This window comes from Burkholderia sp. BCC0397 (assembly GCF_902832865.1).
Classification (GTDB): Bacteria; Pseudomonadota; Gammaproteobacteria; order Burkholderiales; family Burkholderiaceae; genus Burkholderia.
Genome location: NZ_CADFDL010000021.1, coordinates 36,751 through 52,605, shown reverse-complemented (window position 1 = coordinate 52,605; position 15,855 = coordinate 36,751). Strand labels below are relative to the sequence as shown.

The 15,855-nt window shown below is 69.3% G+C and carries 14 protein-coding genes; all 14 read right to left on the bottom strand.

Translation table 11 applies throughout. The annotated features are described in order from the left end of the window. Nucleotides 1–21 precede the first annotated feature (21 nt). On the bottom strand, nt 22–840 hold the full coding sequence (locus HWX03_RS35350; RefSeq protein ID WP_175874496.1) for a MinD/ParA family protein: 819 nt from the start codon (nt 838–840) through the stop codon (nt 22–24). Continuing rightward, entirely contained in the window at nt 833–2,656 is a 1,824-nt protein-coding gene (gene flhF / locus HWX03_RS35345; protein ID WP_175874495.1) for a flagellar biosynthesis protein FlhF, read from the bottom strand. Before flhF ends, HWX03_RS35350 begins: the two co-directional genes overlap by 8 nt. Continuing rightward, entirely contained in the window at nt 2,653–4,755 is a 2,103-nt protein-coding gene (gene flhA, locus HWX03_RS35340) for a flagellar biosynthesis protein FlhA (RefSeq protein WP_175874494.1), read from the bottom strand. Before flhA ends, flhF begins: the two co-directional genes overlap by 4 nt. Beyond that, a complete protein-coding gene (flhB, locus tag HWX03_RS35335) occupies nt 4,752–5,951 on the bottom strand; it encodes a flagellar biosynthesis protein FlhB (RefSeq protein WP_175823319.1) in 1,200 nt (399 codons plus the stop codon). Before flhB ends, flhA begins: the two co-directional genes overlap by 4 nt. A 378-nt stretch (nt 5,952–6,329) precedes the next feature. After that, on the bottom strand, nt 6,330–6,710 hold the full coding sequence (locus tag HWX03_RS35330) for a DUF805 domain-containing protein (protein ID WP_175823320.1): 381 nt from the start codon (nt 6,708–6,710) through the stop codon (nt 6,330–6,332). 431 nt (nt 6,711–7,141) lie between these two features. After that, nucleotides 7,142–7,639 carry a VOC family protein gene (locus HWX03_RS35325; protein ID WP_175874493.1) on the bottom strand — a complete coding sequence of 166 codons (498 nt, stop codon included), beginning with the start codon at nt 7,637–7,639 and terminating at the stop codon, nt 7,142–7,144. Between the two features lie 164 nt (nt 7,640–7,803). Then, complete coding sequence (locus HWX03_RS35320) at nt 7,804–9,045, bottom strand: DUF3443 family protein (RefSeq protein ID WP_175874492.1); 1,242 nt, start codon at nt 9,043–9,045, stop codon at nt 7,804–7,806. A gap of 16 nt (nt 9,046–9,061) precedes the next feature. Next, complete coding sequence (locus HWX03_RS35315; protein WP_174432401.1) at nt 9,062–9,565, bottom strand: DUF2844 domain-containing protein; 504 nt, start codon at nt 9,563–9,565, stop codon at nt 9,062–9,064. A gap of 273 nt (nt 9,566–9,838) precedes the next feature. Continuing rightward, entirely contained in the window at nt 9,839–10,570 is a 732-nt protein-coding gene (cheZ, locus tag HWX03_RS35310; RefSeq protein WP_175874491.1) for a protein phosphatase CheZ, read from the bottom strand. Between the two features lies 1 nt (nt 10,571). Beyond that, complete coding sequence (gene cheY / locus HWX03_RS35305; protein ID WP_174389852.1) at nt 10,572–10,967, bottom strand: chemotaxis response regulator CheY; 396 nt, start codon at nt 10,965–10,967, stop codon at nt 10,572–10,574. Nucleotides 10,968–11,034: 67 nt separating this feature from the next. After that, the gene (locus tag HWX03_RS35300) at nt 11,035–12,126 is read right to left on the bottom strand and encodes a chemotaxis response regulator protein-glutamate methylesterase (protein WP_175874490.1); all 1,092 of its coding nucleotides are present in this window, start codon (nt 12,124–12,126) and stop codon (nt 11,035–11,037) included. Further along, complete coding sequence (cheD, locus tag HWX03_RS35295; RefSeq protein WP_175874489.1) at nt 12,123–12,872, bottom strand: chemoreceptor glutamine deamidase CheD; 750 nt, start codon at nt 12,870–12,872, stop codon at nt 12,123–12,125. Before cheD ends, HWX03_RS35300 begins: the two co-directional genes overlap by 4 nt. Then, on the bottom strand, nt 12,869–13,861 hold the full coding sequence (locus HWX03_RS35290; RefSeq protein WP_175874488.1) for a CheR family methyltransferase: 993 nt from the start codon (nt 13,859–13,861) through the stop codon (nt 12,869–12,871). Before HWX03_RS35290 ends, cheD begins: the two co-directional genes overlap by 4 nt. A 3-nt stretch (nt 13,862–13,864) precedes the next feature. After that, nucleotides 13,865–15,832: a methyl-accepting chemotaxis protein gene (locus HWX03_RS35285; RefSeq protein ID WP_175874487.1), complete on the bottom strand. Its 1,968-nt coding sequence runs from the start codon at nt 15,830–15,832 to the stop codon at nt 13,865–13,867. Between the last annotated feature and the right edge of the window lie 23 nt (nt 15,833–15,855).

Genomic DNA, 15,855 nt, shown 5'->3' with positions numbered 1-15,855 from the left:
GCTCCCTCCTTCGGGTGGCGCTCACGCGGCGTGTGCCGCGCCCGCCTCATACGACGGCTTGCCGCCGGCGTGGACCGCGCGGCCCGCACCCGGACGCGGGCGCATCGGCCAGTACAACAGGTCGGCGGCAATCTGCCGGTAGTCGCGCGCGGCGGCCGACGACGGGAACGCGTCGACCACCGCATGCATCAGTTCGCGGGCGTGCTCGACGAGCGGATCGGCGCTCACGCAGCCCGCGTCGGCGATCGACACGGTCAGGTAGCGGCTCGCGACGCCCGCGAGGTTGTCGAAGGCCGTCTTCGCATCCGCGTGGCTGCCGACCTGATTGGTCAGCACGCGGAACTGCGCGAACGCGTGCGCGAAATGCAGCCGCTTCATGCACGCATACGCCTCGGTGATCGCCTGCGCGGCGACCCGCGTGACGACCAGCACGTCGTGGGCTTCGCGCGCGAGCGCCGAGAACGACCCATCGGCGCCGAGCTGCGCGTCGACGAGCACGATATCGGCCGGGCCGTCGATGAAGTCGCTCAGTTGCGCGTCGCTGTAGCCGTCGCGCGCGAGCCGCGCGGCGCCGCACAGGCCGAAGCCGGCCGCCACCCGCGTGCGTTCGCCGTCGCGCAGCCACGCGCCGGCGAGCGTCGCGCTGGCCGAATGAACGTCGGCGCGTTCGTCGACGACGAGCACGTCCTTGCCGAGCGACGCGAGCGCCGCCGCGAGGTTCACCACGGTCGCCGTGCAGCCGACGCCCGCCGGCCCGCCCGTCACCGCGACGATGCGCGACGCGCGCCCGGCCAGCAGGCGCCGCAGCCCTTCGGCCTGATCGATGATCCGTTTATCCAAATCGCACCTCGTGCAGCTCGGCGGTGGAACGTGCGGTCAGTGCGGAAAGCAGCGTCGGCATGTCCTCGTCTTGCGGCACGAAGGGCGAGCCGTCGCGCGGCACACAGAACGCGCTCTTCAGCAGGAATTTGGTCGACGCGACGTACAGGTTCTCCGGCACCTTCTGGCCGGTCGACACGTAATGGACCGGCAGCTTGTAGCGGATCACCGTGTCGAGCACGCCGCCGAGGTGGGTCGCCTCGTCGAGCTTCGTGAGGATGCAGCCGGCCAGGTCAGGCCCGGCCAGGTCAGGATGTTCGCCCGCGCTGCGGTACGCCTGTACGACTTCGTTCAGCGTGTCGCCGTGGCTCGTCGCGTTGAGCAGCAGCAGGCGCTGCACCGGCGCGTTCGCGCCGTGCAGCATCGCGATCTGGTCGGACACCGCGCGGTCGCGCTGGCTCATGCCGATCGTGTCAATCAGCACGATGTGCTTGTTGCGCAGCTCGGACAGCGCGAGCGCGAGGTCGCCCGCATCCTTCACCGCGTGAACCGGCACGCCGAGGATCTTGCCGAAGATGCGCAGTTGCTCGTGGCCGCCGATCCGGTAGCTGTCGGTGGTCAGCAGCGCGACCTTGCTCGCACCGAAGCGCATCACGCAGCGCGCGGCCAGCTTCGCGGTGGTGGTCGTCTTGCCGACGCCCGTCGGCCCCATCAGCGCGAACACGCCGCCGCGCTCCATCAGCGCGTCCTCGCTGTCGAGCACCGGCAGGTTCGACGCGAGCACCGACTGCGCCCATTCGGCGGCCTGCTCGAAGGTCTGCGCGCCGTCGCCGGACGGCAGGTTGTCGACCAGCATCCGCACGAGCTGCGCGGAGAAGCCGGCTGCGAACAGGTGCTTCGTCAGCGCGCCGTGGACGGCGCTGCGACGCTGGCGGTCGTGCCACATCAGGCTGTCGAACTGCTCTTCCATCCTCCCGCGCAGCTCGCCGAGCTCCTGCATCACGGTGTCGTTGACGATCCGCTCGAGGCGCGACTTCACCGCATCGGCCACCGCGGCGGCCGCGTCGGCGGACAGGCGCGTGCGCTCCGTCGCCTTGGCGGCGTACGCGGCGCCCATGTCGGGGGCGCGCTTCGCGGCGGCCGGCGATCCGGCGGCCGGCGACCCGGTGGCCGGCAATCCGGCGGCCGGCATCCGGCGTTCGGCGTCGCGCACGATGTCGCGCGCCCAGTCGGGCGACGTCGCGCTGGCCGCGGCTTGCGGCGCGCTCGCCTGCGGCTCGGCAGGCGCCTGCGCACGGGCCATCAGCGCGTCGCGCTGCTGCGTCAGGCGTTTCGCGTGCTCGACCAGCCACGGCGCGGGTTCGGAAGTGGCGGCCGGCGATCCGGGGGCAGGCCATCCTGAGGCCGGCGTACCGGCGGCCGGCGCGGCGATCGACGGCGCTGCCGGTGCGGGCTCGTCTGCATCGATCGACGAAGCATGCACGTCGGCCTCTTGCGCGTCGGCGCTCGCGCCGAACACGGACGAGAACACGTCCGGCAGCCCACCCGCACCCGCCGCATACGGATTGACGGCCGGGCGCGGCGCAATGCCCGGGCGCGACACGATGCCCGGCATGGCGGCGGCCGGCACGGATTCCGGCAGGCGCGACGTCGCGAGGCGCGGACGCGCGGCCGGCGGCGCCACCGCGGCGAGATCCGAATCGGCGAGTGCAACGATTTCGACACTGCCGTCATCGAGCGTACGGTTCGACAGCACGACCGCGTCGGCGCCGAGCGCCTCGCGCACGAGACGAAGTGCGTCGCGGCTCGTTGCGCCGGTGAATTTGCGAATGTTCAAGCGGAACCCCCGATGACGTTAACGACTTTGATCGTGCGTGTGTCCGGCACTTCGGCATACGACAGCACTTTCAATTGCGGCAGGCTGCGGCGCAGGAAACGCGCGAGCATCGCGCGCAGCGCGTGCTGCACGAGCAGCACGGGCGGCAGCCCGAGATTCTGTTGACGCAGCATCGCTTGCTGCGTACCGGTCAGAAGGTTGTGCGCGAGGCCGGGTTCGAGGCCCGGGTTCGCGCCGGTGGCGAGCGCCTGCGACAGCACGCGCTCCAGATTCGCGTCGAGGCCCATCACCTGCATCTCGCCGGCGCCCGGATACCACTGCTGCGTGATCGCGCGGCCGAGCGAGAGCCGCACCGCGGCCGTGATCTCGAACGCGTCGCCGCGGCCTGCATGCTCGGACACGGCCTCGAGGATCGTGCGCATGTCGCGGATCGGCACGCCTTCCTCGAGCAGGTTCTGCAGCACCTTCTGCAGCGTGGTGAGCGAGATCGTCTTCGGCACGAGGTCCTCGACGAGCGACGGCGCGTCCTTGCCGGTGCGCTCGACGAGCGCCTGCACTTCCTGGCGGCCGAGCAGCTCGGCCGCGTGCTGGACGACGAGATGGTTCAGGTGCGTCGCGACGACCGTGCTCGCGTCGACCACCGTGTAGCCGTACACCTGCGCCTGCTCGCGCAGCGCGACGTCGATCCACACAGCCGGCAGCCCGAACGCCGGATCCTGCGTGACGGCGCCCGGCAGCGCGGCCGTCACCTGGCCCGGGTTGATCGCGAGCCACTGGCCCGGGAACACTTCGCCGAAGCCGATCTCGACGCCCTTCAGCGCGATCCGGTACGCGTTCGGCCGCAGTTCGAGGTTGTCGCGGATATGGATCACCGGCGGCAGGAAGCCGATTTCCTGCGCGAATTTCTTGCGGATGCTCTTGATGCGCTTGAGCAGCTCGCCGTCGCTGTTCTTGTCGACGAGCGGGATCAGCCGGTAGCCGACCTCGAGGCCGAGCGGGTCGATCAGCTGCACGTCGTCCCAGGTCGCTTCGTGGCTGTCGGCCGGCAGCACCGCGGGCGGGGCGATGTCGGTCACGTCGCCGGCCGCCTTGCGGGCCGCCGCGCGCTTGGTCAGCGTGCGCGCCAGCCAGATCGCGCCGCCGCCGAGCGCGAGGAACGCGAAGTGCGGCATGCCCGGGATCAGCCCCATCAGCACGATGATCGCGCCGGTGATGTTCAGCACGCGCGGGTTCGTGAACAGCTGGCCGGTGATCTGCGTGCCGATGTCCTCGTCGGTCGCGACGCGCGACACGATCACGCCGGCCGCGGTCGAGATCACGAGCGACGGGATCTGCGCGACGAGGCCGTCGCCGATCGTCAGCAGCGTGTAGTTGGTGCCGGCCGCGGCGAACGACATGTCGTGCTGGACCATCCCGACGATCAGCCCGCCGATCACGTTGATCGCCATGATGATCAGGCCGGCGATCGCGTCGCCGCGCACGAACTTCGACGCGCCGTCCATCGACCCGTAGAACTCGGCTTCCTGCGAGACGGCCAGCCGGCGCTTTCTCGCCTGATCTTCGTTGATGAGGCCCGCGTTCAGATCGGCGTCGATCGCCATCTGCTTGCCGGGCATCGCGTCGAGCGTGAAGCGCGCGGACACTTCGGCGATCCGCCCCGCGCCCTTCGTGATCACCATGAAGTTGATGATCATCAGGATCACGAACACGACGATGCCGACCGCGAAGTTGCCGCCGACGAGGAAGTGGCCGAACGCCTCGATCACCTGGCCGGCCGCGTCCGGCCCGGTATGGCCTTCGAGCAGCACGACGCGGGTCGACGCGACGTTCAGCGACAGGCGCAACAGCGTCGAGAACAGCAGCACGCTCGGGAACGCCGCGAAGTCGAGCGGCTTCATCGTGTACATGCTGACGAGCAGCACCATCACGGACAGCGCGATGTTGAACGTGAACAGCAGATCCAGCAGCATCGGCGGCAGCGGCAGGATCATCATCCCCAGGATCATGCAGATGAGGATCGGGCCCGCGAGCGAGCGCAGGTTCGTGCCGGCGAACGGGTTCCCGCGCTTCGCGAACAGGCCGGTGGTCGGGGTGCTCATGCTGCGTTCCCTTGCTTGCCGAGGGTGTCTTCGGCTTCTTCACGTTCGTCGTCGGCGGACACCGACGCGCCCTTGTCGAGTTCGACCGGCACCTCGAGATCGACCGGCACCGCCGGGAACGCGCCGCCTTCCGAACGGAAGCGCTTGAGCTGATAGACCCACGCGAGCACTTCGGCGACCGCCGAGTACAGCGAACCGGGAATCTCGCGCTCGATTTCGACGTTGTGATACAGCGCCCGCGCGAGCGGCGGCGCTTCGAGCAGCGGCACGTTGTGTTCGGCCGCGAGATCGCGGATGCGCGCGGCGACGAGGTTCACGCCCTTCGCGACGACCTTCGGCGCGCGCATCTCGCCATCCGTGTATTGCAGCGCGACCGCGAAGTGCGTCGGGTTCGTGACGACCACGTCGGCCTTCGGCACGGCCGCCATCATCCGGCGGCGCGCGATCGCGCGCTGCTGCTGGCGGATCCGCCCCTTCACGTGCGGATCGCCTTCGTTCTCGCGATGCTCGCGCTTCACTTCTTCCTTCGTCATGCGCAACTTCTTGTTGTACTGCCAGATTTGGTAAGGCACATCGAGCCCGGCGACCACCAGCATCCCGGCGACCGTCGTACCGCAGCACACGGCGACCAGATGCAGCGCATCGGGCAGCGCGGCGCCGAGCGGCTGCGTCGCGAGGCCGAGCAGTTCGTCCTTGCTGCGCCAGATCGCGATGCCGCCGATCCCGCCGACGACCAGCGTCTTCGCGACCGACATCCCGAGCTGGATCGGCCCCTGGATCGAGAAGATCCGGCCGAGGCCCGAGATCGGGTTCAGGCGGTCGAACTTCAGCTCGAACGTCTTTTGCGAAATCAGCCAGCCGCCGAGCGCCATCGGCGCGAGCAGCGCGGCGACGCCGGTGAGCGCGAGAAGCGGCAGCAGCGCGGCGAAGCCTTCGAGGCTCGCGCTGCCGGCCGCCGACAGCATCCGGTTGGTGTCGAACGCGGTCGCGCGATCGAACGCGAACGCGCCGCGCAGCATCGCCTGCAGATGCGCGCCCGACGGGCCCGCGAGCAGCCATGCGCCGTAGAACCCCGCCGCGAGCAGTGCGAACGAAGCCAGTTCGCGCGAACGCGCGACCTGCCCCTCCTCGCGCGCCTTCTCGCGGCGCCTGGGAGTGGCGGCTTCGGTCTTGTCGAGATCGCTCTCGTCTGCCACGGGGCCTCCAGTCGGGTACGGCGGAATGCCGCTTTCCAGTGACACCGATTATTCATGGAGGCGTCAAACGCCGATCGGTCGAGCAAAGCCGGGAAAGGGGGGTATTTCGGGGAATCGGGCGAGCCGCCGCGAACACGGCTGGATCGGGGGCGGAACGACGCGCGGCGCGGCGGAAAAACGGGGCGGCAGGCGCATGGGGGAAGCGGCGGCTGCAAGCGGGACGGCAGCGGTGTAATGCGGGGGAACGGTGAAACGACGGGCGGGAAAGACGCGGGGGAAAGGCGGGGGAACGACGAAGCGACAGCGGGAAAGACGAGGGGGAAAGGCGGGGAAATCGGGCCCCGACGCCACGGCGTCGTGCGTCGGGGCAGGCGTCGGTCAGACCGCCGGGATCGGGTCCGCGCCGAAACGGTTCGGGCCTTCAGTGCCGCGCGAGCACATCCACACGAGCAGCAGGATGCTGCCGACGATCGGAATCAGCGCGAGCAGCAGGAACCAGCCCGAGCGGCCAGTATCGTGCAGGCGGCGCACGCTGACCGCGATGCCCGGAATGATCAGCGCGAGCGACACCAGGAAGATCACGCCGAGCAGCAGCAGCGTGATCAACCCCGCATCGCGGCCCGCCGCGCCGATGATCTGGCCGACGACCGACAGCACGCAGCTCAGCAGCGCGAAATACCAGTATTCGGCGCGACGCGCACGGCCTTCGAATGTCGCGTATTTATTCAGTGCGGTACGAACGGCTTCGGAAAAATTCATTTTATTACCCTCCTGTTTTATATTGGCACCCCGGAAACAACGCCGGCATTATAGGTTTGAATGTCGGCGGATTCCATCTCTTTTCGCAGGTCGGGCAATACATACCGCTGCATCGCATGCCCATCGGGCACGGGAATGGCTGCAATAGCGCGTTCCGGCCCGCCGGGCTTGCATGTCGCGTCATTTTAATAATCCTGAAGACCTGACAAAAATGACAGCCGCGGATAATCCAGTATTTTGATTACAGCTCAATGAAACCACACACGCCCGATAATCGATGCGAGTATCCGGCATTCGATTAACCGGCCGGCCGGCAATACTCAGGCGCGCCGGTCGCGGTACCCGTCGCGATTGCCCGTCCGGCCCGAATCGCCCCATACGACGGCGGTACGAGACAGCCGGCCCCGGCCTGAACGGCCGACCGAAGCGACCTAGCCGGCCGCCGCCCGCTGCAGCGCGTCGAGATCGAGCTTCTTCATCGTCATCACCTGCGCCATCACGCGCTCGGCGCGGGCCGGGTCGCCCGCCATCAGTTCGGCCATCTGCACGGGCACGACCTGCCACGACACGCCGAAGCGGTCGCGCAGCCAGCCGCATTGCTGCGCGCGCGCGTCGCCGCCTTCGGACAGGCGCGCCCAGTAATGGTCGATCTCGTCCTGGTCGCGGCAGTTGACGACGAACGACACGGCCGGCGTCATCTGGAACACCGGGCCGCCGTTCAGCGCGACGAACGCCTGCCCGTCGAGTTCGAACGCAACGGTCATCACCGCGCCCTCGGCGTTGCCGGACGCATGCGCGCCGGCCTTGCCGTAGCGCGCGACGTGCACGATGCGCGCGTTGTCGAACACCGATACGTAGAAACCGGCCGCCGCCTCGGCGTCGCGGTCGAACCACAGGAACGGCGTGATGCGCTGGATACGCGAATTCATGGCGCTGTCTCCTCGATGTCGTGCCGGCACCGGTGCCGGTCTTACATCGTAGGCGCTATGCCGGCGCCTGGCGGCGTGCCGGTCCGTAGCGCGCGCACGGCGCGCCGGATAAAAAAAGGGGGCGATCGCTCGCCCCCCTTCGCTCCTGCGTCCGCCGTGCCGCGTCAGAACGCGACGAACGGCTGCGCGCCGCCGCTCGCGGTCTTGTCCATCCCGAAGTAGATCGTCTTGCCGTAGAAGTGCGGCATGCCGATGTCGAGCCAGTTGGACGAGCCGAACGGGCCCCCGATGTCGTTGAACGCGAACGTGGACGGGTTCGCGAACAGCGAATCCGCGTTCGCGACCGGCATCGACACGGTGCCCGACGCGCCGTTCTGGCCGCTCAGCGTGGCCGAGTAGGTAGTCGTGGTCGCCGGGCAGTAGAACTCCGTATTCCGCGAGCACGGCGTCGAAGTCGACGTCGAATCGTTGAAGAAATACGCGTTCGAGCCCGTATCGAAGAACGCGGTCACGTTGCGCCCCTGGAACGTCGCGCTGACGTCGCCCGTCGTGGTCGATGTCATCACCGTCTTGCCGCTCAGGTTCGGCAGGCCGAACGTCAGCGTGCCGGTCGCACTCGCCTGCCCATTGGGCGAGATGTCAGGCATCTGCACGCTGACGCCGTCGTTGTTCGCGAACCGATGCACCGGGTTGGCCACCTGCTGCGCGAGCGGCACGAGCGCGACCGTGCAGCTCGCGTTGTCGCCGTTCGGGCACGCGTAGTAGTTGTTGTTCGTCGACGTCGACGTCGCGCAGGTCGTGCCGCAGTCGTACGGCGCCGGCCCGATGCCGAGGATCCCGTTCGCGCCGAGCGCGCCGGTCGAGTTGGCCGACGCGCCGCCGTTCGTGCACGAGCTCGGCACGTTCGTCGTGCCGAGGTCGCCGATGATCTGCACGGGCAGCGAGCTCGCCTGCTCGGTGCCGATCGACAGGTCGACGGTGCGCACCGATCCCCACGTGTAGCTCGACACGAACTTGCCGCATTCGGCGACCGGCGCGCCGCCGCTCGTCACCTGCGGCAGGCTGTCGCGCACGCCGGCCACCGCGCTGCCTACGAGCCGCAGCCCGTAGGACGCGGTATCGACGAGCACGTTGTTGACGATCTGACAGTTCGACGTGCCCGGCACGCAGACCTTCACGCTGATGGTCGGGATGTTGATCACGTTCGCGGCGCCCGCGCCGACCGTGATGACGGCCGTGTTGCCGCTGTTGCCGTCGGACCCGCCCGAGCCGTTGCCGCCCGTGTTGCCGTTGTTGCCCGAACTGCCGCCGCCATCGCCACCGCCGCATGCCGTCACGAGCACGGCCGTTGCGGCCAGGAGGCCCAGCACGCCGAGCCAGCGCTTGAATGTACGAGGAATGCTCAAGATCGCTCTCCCGCTGTCACTGGATATCGGTGCCGGCCACGCCGGCAGGCAGCGCCGACGGCAGCCATGCCTGGCCGGAGAAGGCGCCCATGTGGCCGCCCGTCCGGATCACGAGACCGCTCGTCTCGACGGCCACCGGCGCACGCCAGCCGCGCGCCTGGTGCGCCGCCTGGACGCCGGCGGTGTACTGCGGGAAATAGCTGCCGAGCAGCGACGCGAGATCCGGCATCGTCGGCCCGCGCCAGGCGAGGCCGAACACGCTGCCGGCGGCCGACGTGTATTCGTGGATGACGGTGCCCGATCCGAGCGTGATCTCGCGGACGGTATAGGCGGCCGTGCTCGTCTGCACGCCGTCCGCCGAGCGCATGGCGCGCTGCAGCGCGCGCACGGTGGCGGCCTGATCGTCCGCCGGCGGCGACATCGGCGCGCCGCCCAGTTCCGCGTGTGCGTGGACGGCCCACAGCACACCCATTGCAGCCGTCGCATGCGCGACGGTCCAGCCCAAGCGTTTCAGCTTCACGTTCCCCCCCACGGGACTGGCTTCGTTGTCGACGGCGCCGCCATCGGCCCGCGCCGCCTGCCCACTTATGAATCTTACGAATGACGCGACGTTGCCGCTGACGCGTAGTATGCCTGCGGAGTGTGGCCAAGTGTCAATTCGACGCAGGATCACGCCGCGCCGTAGAAGGGCGGCGCGCACGGGAAAACGGCGTGGGGCGGGGAATGCGCGCATCGGGCAGCCCCGCGGAACGGGGCGCACGGCAACGGGGCGCGCGGATGCGCCGCGACAGGATCAGAAGCCGAGGCTCGCGAGCAGGTCGTCGACCTGCCCCTGGTCCTGAACGACGTCGGATTTGCCTTCCGGCGCGATCTGCGGGCCGTTCAGCAGCGATTCGGGGCTGCCGGTCGCGCTCATCTGCTCGGCCGCGAGCGCGGCCGCGGTGGCCGCGAACTGCTCGCGCCGCTCCGGCGCGATGTTCTCCACGAGCACGGTGAGGAGCTGCTGCTCGATCAGGTAGACCATGTCCATGATCTTCTTGATCACCTGCCCGGTCAGATCCTGGAAATCCTGCGCGAGCATGATCTCGAGCAGTTGCGCGCGGGTCGCCGACGTCGACTCGGGCAGCGTGCGCAGGAACGCGCGCGTATCGTCCATCAGCTCGCGCACCTCCGCGTGCTCGATCGGCGCGGCATACCACTGCGCCCAGCGCGCGTCGAGCGCCTCGGCCTCGTTCTGGATGCGCTCCTGCATCGGCTTCGCGACCTCGATCGCATTCAGCACGCGCTCCGCGGCCTGCTCGGTCATCGTCGCGACGTAGCGCAGCCGGTCGCGCGCATCGGGCACGGCTTCCGCCGCGCGCTCGACATGCTTGTCGAGCCCGAGCTCGCGCATCGAATCGCGCAGCGCGCGCGTGACGTGGCCGATGCGCGCGAGGATCCGGTCACTCGCGAAATCGGCGCCTTCTGGGTGGCTGTCGGCGCTGAACCCCGCGCCGGCGAGCGCCGCATGGATCGGCTCGTTCACGTCAGCTCCCGGTCTTCGCCATCTTGTCGATGATCTTGTTCAGCTTCTCGTCGAGCGTCGCGGCCGTGAACGGTTTCACGACGTAGCCGCTCGCCCCGGCCTGCGCGGCCGCGATGATGTTCTCCTTCTTCGACTCGGCCGTGACCATCAGCACCGGCAGGTGCGTGAGCGTCGCGTCCGCGCGGATTTCCTTCAGCATCGCGAGGCCGTCGAGGTTCGGCATGTTCCAGTCCGAGATCACGAAGTCGAAGCCGCCGCCGCGCAGCCGCGCGAGGCCGGCCAGGCCGTCCTCGGCCTCGTCGACGTTCGAATAGCCCAGTTCCTTGAGCAGGTTGCGGACGATCCGGCGCATCGTCGGGAAATCGTCCACCACCAGGATTTTCATGCTCTTGTCCATCGTCGTTCCTTTCCAGATTCGTTTCCGTCGGGACGCATATCGTGGCACGCGCCCCGTGACATTCCATTCACACGCGCTGCACGCGGTCGCCCATCGTCGCCAGGCGCGCCATCACGCGGCGGCTCATCTCGGCGAGCGGCGCGATCTCGTCCGCGCCGCCGAGCGCGATCGCCTCGCGCGGCATCCCGAACACGATGCAGCTCGCTTCGTCCTGCGCGAACGTGTGGGCGCCCGCGCGTTTCATTTCCAGCAGGCCGGCCGCGCCGTCGCGACCCATCCCGGTGAGGATCACGCCGATCGCGTTCTTGCCCGCGTGCGTCGCCGCCGAGCGGAACAGCACGTCGACCGACGGGCGGTGCCGGTTCACCGGCGGCTCGTCCGACAGTTGCGCAATATAGTTCGCGCCGCTTCTCGCGAGCAACAGGTGCGCGTGGCCCGGCGCGATGTACGCATGGCCCGGCAGCACGCGTTCGCCGTGCTCGGCTTCCTTCACCGCGATCCGGCACAGGCCGTTCAGCCGCTGCGCGAACGACTTCGTGAAGCCGGGCGGCATGTGCTGCGCGATCAGCACGGCCGGCGCATCCGGCGGCAGCGGCGTCAGCACTTCGCGGATCGCCTCGGTGCCGCCCGTCGACGCGCCGATGATGATCAGCTTCTCGGTACTGACGAGCGGGTTGTTGATCATCGGCGCTGCCGCGACGCTGTCCGCCGTGCGGGCGGCGGCCTGCGGCTGCGGCGCCTGGCGCACGCGCGCGCGCGACGCCGCGCGGATCTTGTCGGCGAGCTTTTCCGCGTAGTCGAGCATCCCGTCGCGAATCCCGACGCGCGGCTTCGTGACGAAATCCACCGCGCCGAGTTCGAGCGCGCGCAGCGTGATTTCCGAGCCGCGCTCGGTCAGCGACGACACCATCACGACCGGCATCGGCCGCAGGCGCATCAGCTTCTCGAGGAAGTCGAGCCCGTCCATGCGCGGCATTTCGACGTCGAGCGTGAGCACGTCGGGGTTGTGCTGCTTGATGAGATCGCGCGCGACGAGCGGATCGGGCGCGGTCGCGCACACCGTCATGTCGGGCTGGCTGTTGATGATCTCGGTCATCAGGCTGCGGATCAGCGCCGAATCGTCGACGCACAACACTTTGATCTTCTGCACTGCGGTCATGCCTCCTGCTTTCTTGATAGGGTCGCCGTCCGCACGCCGCCGACGCCGGCCGCGCCGCCGCTGCCGGCCGGCGCGGCGCCGCGCGCGCCGAACAGCTCGATGCGCGGACGCGCCGATTGCGGCGCGGCAGGCCGCTTCGCGGCGAACAGCTCGACGTGCGCGCGCGTGCGCGCGGCGCGGGCGCGATCGGCCTCGCGCGCGAGCGCGGCTTCGCGCTCGGTCACGCCCGGCACCTGCAGCCGCAGCTTCTTCACCATCGCGCGCCCGCTGTGCGGCATGAACGCGACCTTGCGCGGATGCACGCCCTGCAGGTCTTCCGCGGTGATGCGGATGCGCTCGAGCGCGAGATAGCGGCGCACGAAATCCGCGTTGCGATCGCCGATGTTGATCGTCGTCATCCCGGCCAGCACGGCCGCGCCGCCGAACACCTTCGCCTCGAAGCGCTCGCGGCGCCCGCCGGCCTTGATCAGCTCGTTGATCAGCACTTCCATCGCATACGCGCCGTAGCGCATCGATTCCGACGCGGCCGCGCCCGGATCGGCGCCGTCGTCCGGCAGCATGAAGTGGTTCATCCCGCCAATGCCCGCGTACGGGTCGTGCAGGCACGCGGCGACGCACGAACCGAGCACGGTCATCAGCACCATGTCCTCGGACGTCGTGTAGAACTCGTTCGGCAACAGCTTCACGCCGGGGCGCTCGAAGTGGTTGTCGAAGTAGCGATTGGTCGCGATCGGCAGTGCGCTCATCCGCGCTCTCCATAGGCGGGCGCGCCGCCCGCGGCCCGCGCACGCACGGGCGACGGCATCGCGGCCGCCGCACTCGCCGGCGCGCCGCGCGGCCGCGCGCCCTGCGCGGCGTCGCGCGTCAGTTCGTACACCGTCTGCCCGCGCAGCCGGAACGCCTGCGACACATACGTGAAGTTCTCCGAATGGCCGGCGAACAGCAGCCCGCCCGGCTTCACGAGCGGCTCGAAGCGCGACAGCACCTGCCCCTGCGTCGGCTTGTCGAAATAGATCATCACGTTGCGGCAGAAGATCGCGTCGAACGGCTTCGCGATCCCGTAGTCCGCATCGGTCAGGTTCAGTTGCTCGAAGCGGATCATCGCGCGCAGCTCGGGGCGCACCTTCACGCGGCCGGCCTGCGCGCCCGTGCCCTTCAGGAAGAAGCGCTTCAGCCGCTCCGGCGACAGGTGCTTGACCTGGTCGTACGTGTAGATGCCGGCTTCGGCCTTCGCGAGCACCTGCGTGTCGAGATCGGTCGCGAGGATCGACGCGCTGCGCGCAGCCGTTTCGCCGAGCGCCTCGATCAGCGTGATCGCGATCGAGTACGGCTCCTCGCCGGTCGACGCCGCCGAGCACCAGACCGATACCGGCGCCGGCCGCGATTTCACGAACTCAGACAGGATCGGGAAATGGTGCGACTCGCGGAAAAACGCGGTCAGGTTGGTCGTCAGCGCGTTGATGAACGCTTCCCACTCGAGCGGATCGTCTTCCTGCTCGAGCAGGTCGAGATAGTCGCGGAACGTGTCGAGGCCGCGCGCCCGCAGCCGTCGCGCGAGACGGCTGTAGGCCATGTCGCGCTTGTGCTCGGACAGCGAGATGCCCGCGCGTTGGTGGATCAGCGCACGGATGCGCGCGAAATCCGCGCCGGTGAACGCGAAGTCGCGCCCCGGCTCGCCCGCGCGAGGCGAGGCATCCGGTGCATCGGGTCGAAACGGCGCGCGCGCGTGCGACATGGTTTAGAAGGTCTCCCAGTCGTCGTCGGACGCGCCGGCGGCCGCCAGCGCCGGCTTCTCGCCGTTCAGCGCCGGGCGCACGAGCGCGGGCTTCGCGGCCGGCTTGTCCGCCGATGCGGCCGTCTTCGCGAGACGCGGGCCGTAGCCGCCTGCAGCGGTGCCGCCACGGGAAGCCGGTGCCTCCTTCTGCGTCCGCGCGGCGGCATCGGCCGCACGCTTCGGTTCGGGGGCCGCAACTGAGGAACCCGCGGCAGCCGCGCGCGATGCCGGCGCGGCGCGCCGTGCCGCCGGTTGCGCCGCAGCCTGCGGCGCCGGCAGCGCGGCGACCGGCGCATCGTGGCGCGCCGCCGACGGCAGCGCCGCCGGTTCGTGCGCGACCGGCCGCGCGACGCTGCGCGCCGGCGCGAGCGCGATGCCGCCCGCGACGCGCCAGCCCGACACGATCGCCTTCATCTGGCGCGTCTGCTCCTCGAGCGACGCGGCCGCGGCGGCCGCCTGCTCGACGAGCGCCGCGTTCTGCTGCGTGACCGCATCCATCTGGCCGACCGCGCGGTTGACCTGCTCGATGCCGGTCGACTGCTCGTCGGACGCGGCGCTGATCTCGCCCATGATGTCGGTCACGCGGCGCACGGCCTGCACGATCTCGTCCATCGTCGAGCCGGCGCGCGCGACGAGCGCCGAGCCGCTGTCGACCTTCTCGGCCGAATCGCCGATCAACTGCTTGATTTCCTTCGCGGCGCTCGCGCTGCGCTGCGCGAGCGAGCGCACCTCGCCCGCGACCACCGCGAAGCCGCGGCCCTGCTCGCCGGCCCGCGCCGCTTCGACGGCCGCGTTCAGCGCGAGGATGTTGGTCTGGAACGCGATGCCTTCGATCGTGCCGATGATGTCGACGACCTTGCCCGAGCTCGCCGCGATGTCCTGCATCGTCGACACGACCTGGCCGACCACGTCGCCGCCCTGCGTCGCGATGTCGGATGCGTTCACCGCGAGCTGGCTCGCCTGCCGCGCGTTCTCCGCGTTCTGCCGCACGGTGCCCGTCAGCTGCTCCATGCTCGACGCGGTTTCCTGCAGCGACGCGGCCTGCTCCTCGGTGCGCTGCGACAGGTCGATGTTGCCGGTCGCGATCTCGCGCGCGCCGACGTCGATCGACTCGGTGCCGCGATGCACGGCCTGCACCATCGTCGTGACGGCGTCCTGCATCTGCTTGATGCCGCCGAACAGGCGGCCGATCTCGTTGGTGCTGAACACGCTCACCGGCTGCGTGAGATCGCCGCCGGCGATGCGTTCGAAATGCGTGATCGCGTCCTCGATCGGCTTGACGATCAGCCCGCGCAGCACGAAGCGGATCGCGATCACGACGACGAACGCGATCGCGATGCCGGCCGCGATCAGCGCGACCATCATCGAGATCTGCGACTGCGTCGCGGCCTGACGTTCTTCCGCGCGCTTCTGCAGCGCGGCGATCACGGCCGACGCCGTCTGGTCGAACGCGACGAACATCGGGCTGATCTTCGTGTCGGCAATCGCGTGGTACCCGGCCATGTCGCCCGCGCGCGCCGCGGCAAATTCCGGCTCGACGCCTTCCTTCACGATCGTCGTGTACCGTGCGGTGAGCTCGTCGAGCAGCGCCTGCTCGACGCCGAGCTTCGGCGTCGACTGGAACGCCTGCCAGTTCTGGCTCGACTTCGTATACAGCGCCTGCGCGCGGTCGAGCACCTTCGCCGCCTCGTCCGCATTGCCGGCTTCGGTCAGCGTACGGAAGCGATCGAGCGCCACGCGCGAGCGCAGCAGCTGCGCGGCCGTGTCGTCGAGCGTGTGGATCGCCGGCAGGTCGACGTGCGCGATCTCGTCGAGCGAACGGCTCGCCTGATTCAGCGCGTAGAGGCCGAGCCCGCCGACCGCGGCGGTCAGGCACACGAGGATGAGTCCGACCGCCGTGAGCGTCGTGCGGATCGACCAGTTATGCAACATTGCAGATTCTCCCGAAATTACTG

Excerpts from the sequence above, each read along its gene's own strand:
- flhA (WP_175874494.1), bottom strand. The coding sequence starts at position 4,755 with ATGAGCACCCCGACCACCGGCCTGTTCGCGAAGCGCGGGAACCCGTTC.
- cheD (WP_175874489.1), bottom strand. The coding sequence starts at position 12,872 with ATGAGCGCACTGCCGATCGCGACCAATCGCTACTTCGACAACCACTTC.
- HWX03_RS35330 (WP_175823320.1), bottom strand. The coding sequence starts at position 6,710 with ATGAATTTTTCCGAAGCCGTTCGTACCGCACTGAATAAATACGCGACA.
- HWX03_RS35285 (WP_175874487.1), bottom strand. The coding sequence starts at position 15,832 with ATGTTGCATAACTGGTCGATCCGCACGACGCTCACGGCGGTCGGACTC.
- HWX03_RS35290 (WP_175874488.1), bottom strand. The coding sequence starts at position 13,861 with ATGTCGCACGCGCGCGCGCCGTTTCGACCCGATGCACCGGATGCCTCG.
- cheY (WP_174389852.1), bottom strand. The coding sequence starts at position 10,967 with ATGGACAAGAGCATGAAAATCCTGGTGGTGGACGATTTCCCGACGATG.
- HWX03_RS35300 (WP_175874490.1), bottom strand. The coding sequence starts at position 12,126 with ATGACCGCAGTGCAGAAGATCAAAGTGTTGTGCGTCGACGATTCGGCG.
- HWX03_RS35325 (WP_175874493.1), bottom strand. The coding sequence starts at position 7,639 with ATGAATTCGCGTATCCAGCGCATCACGCCGTTCCTGTGGTTCGACCGC.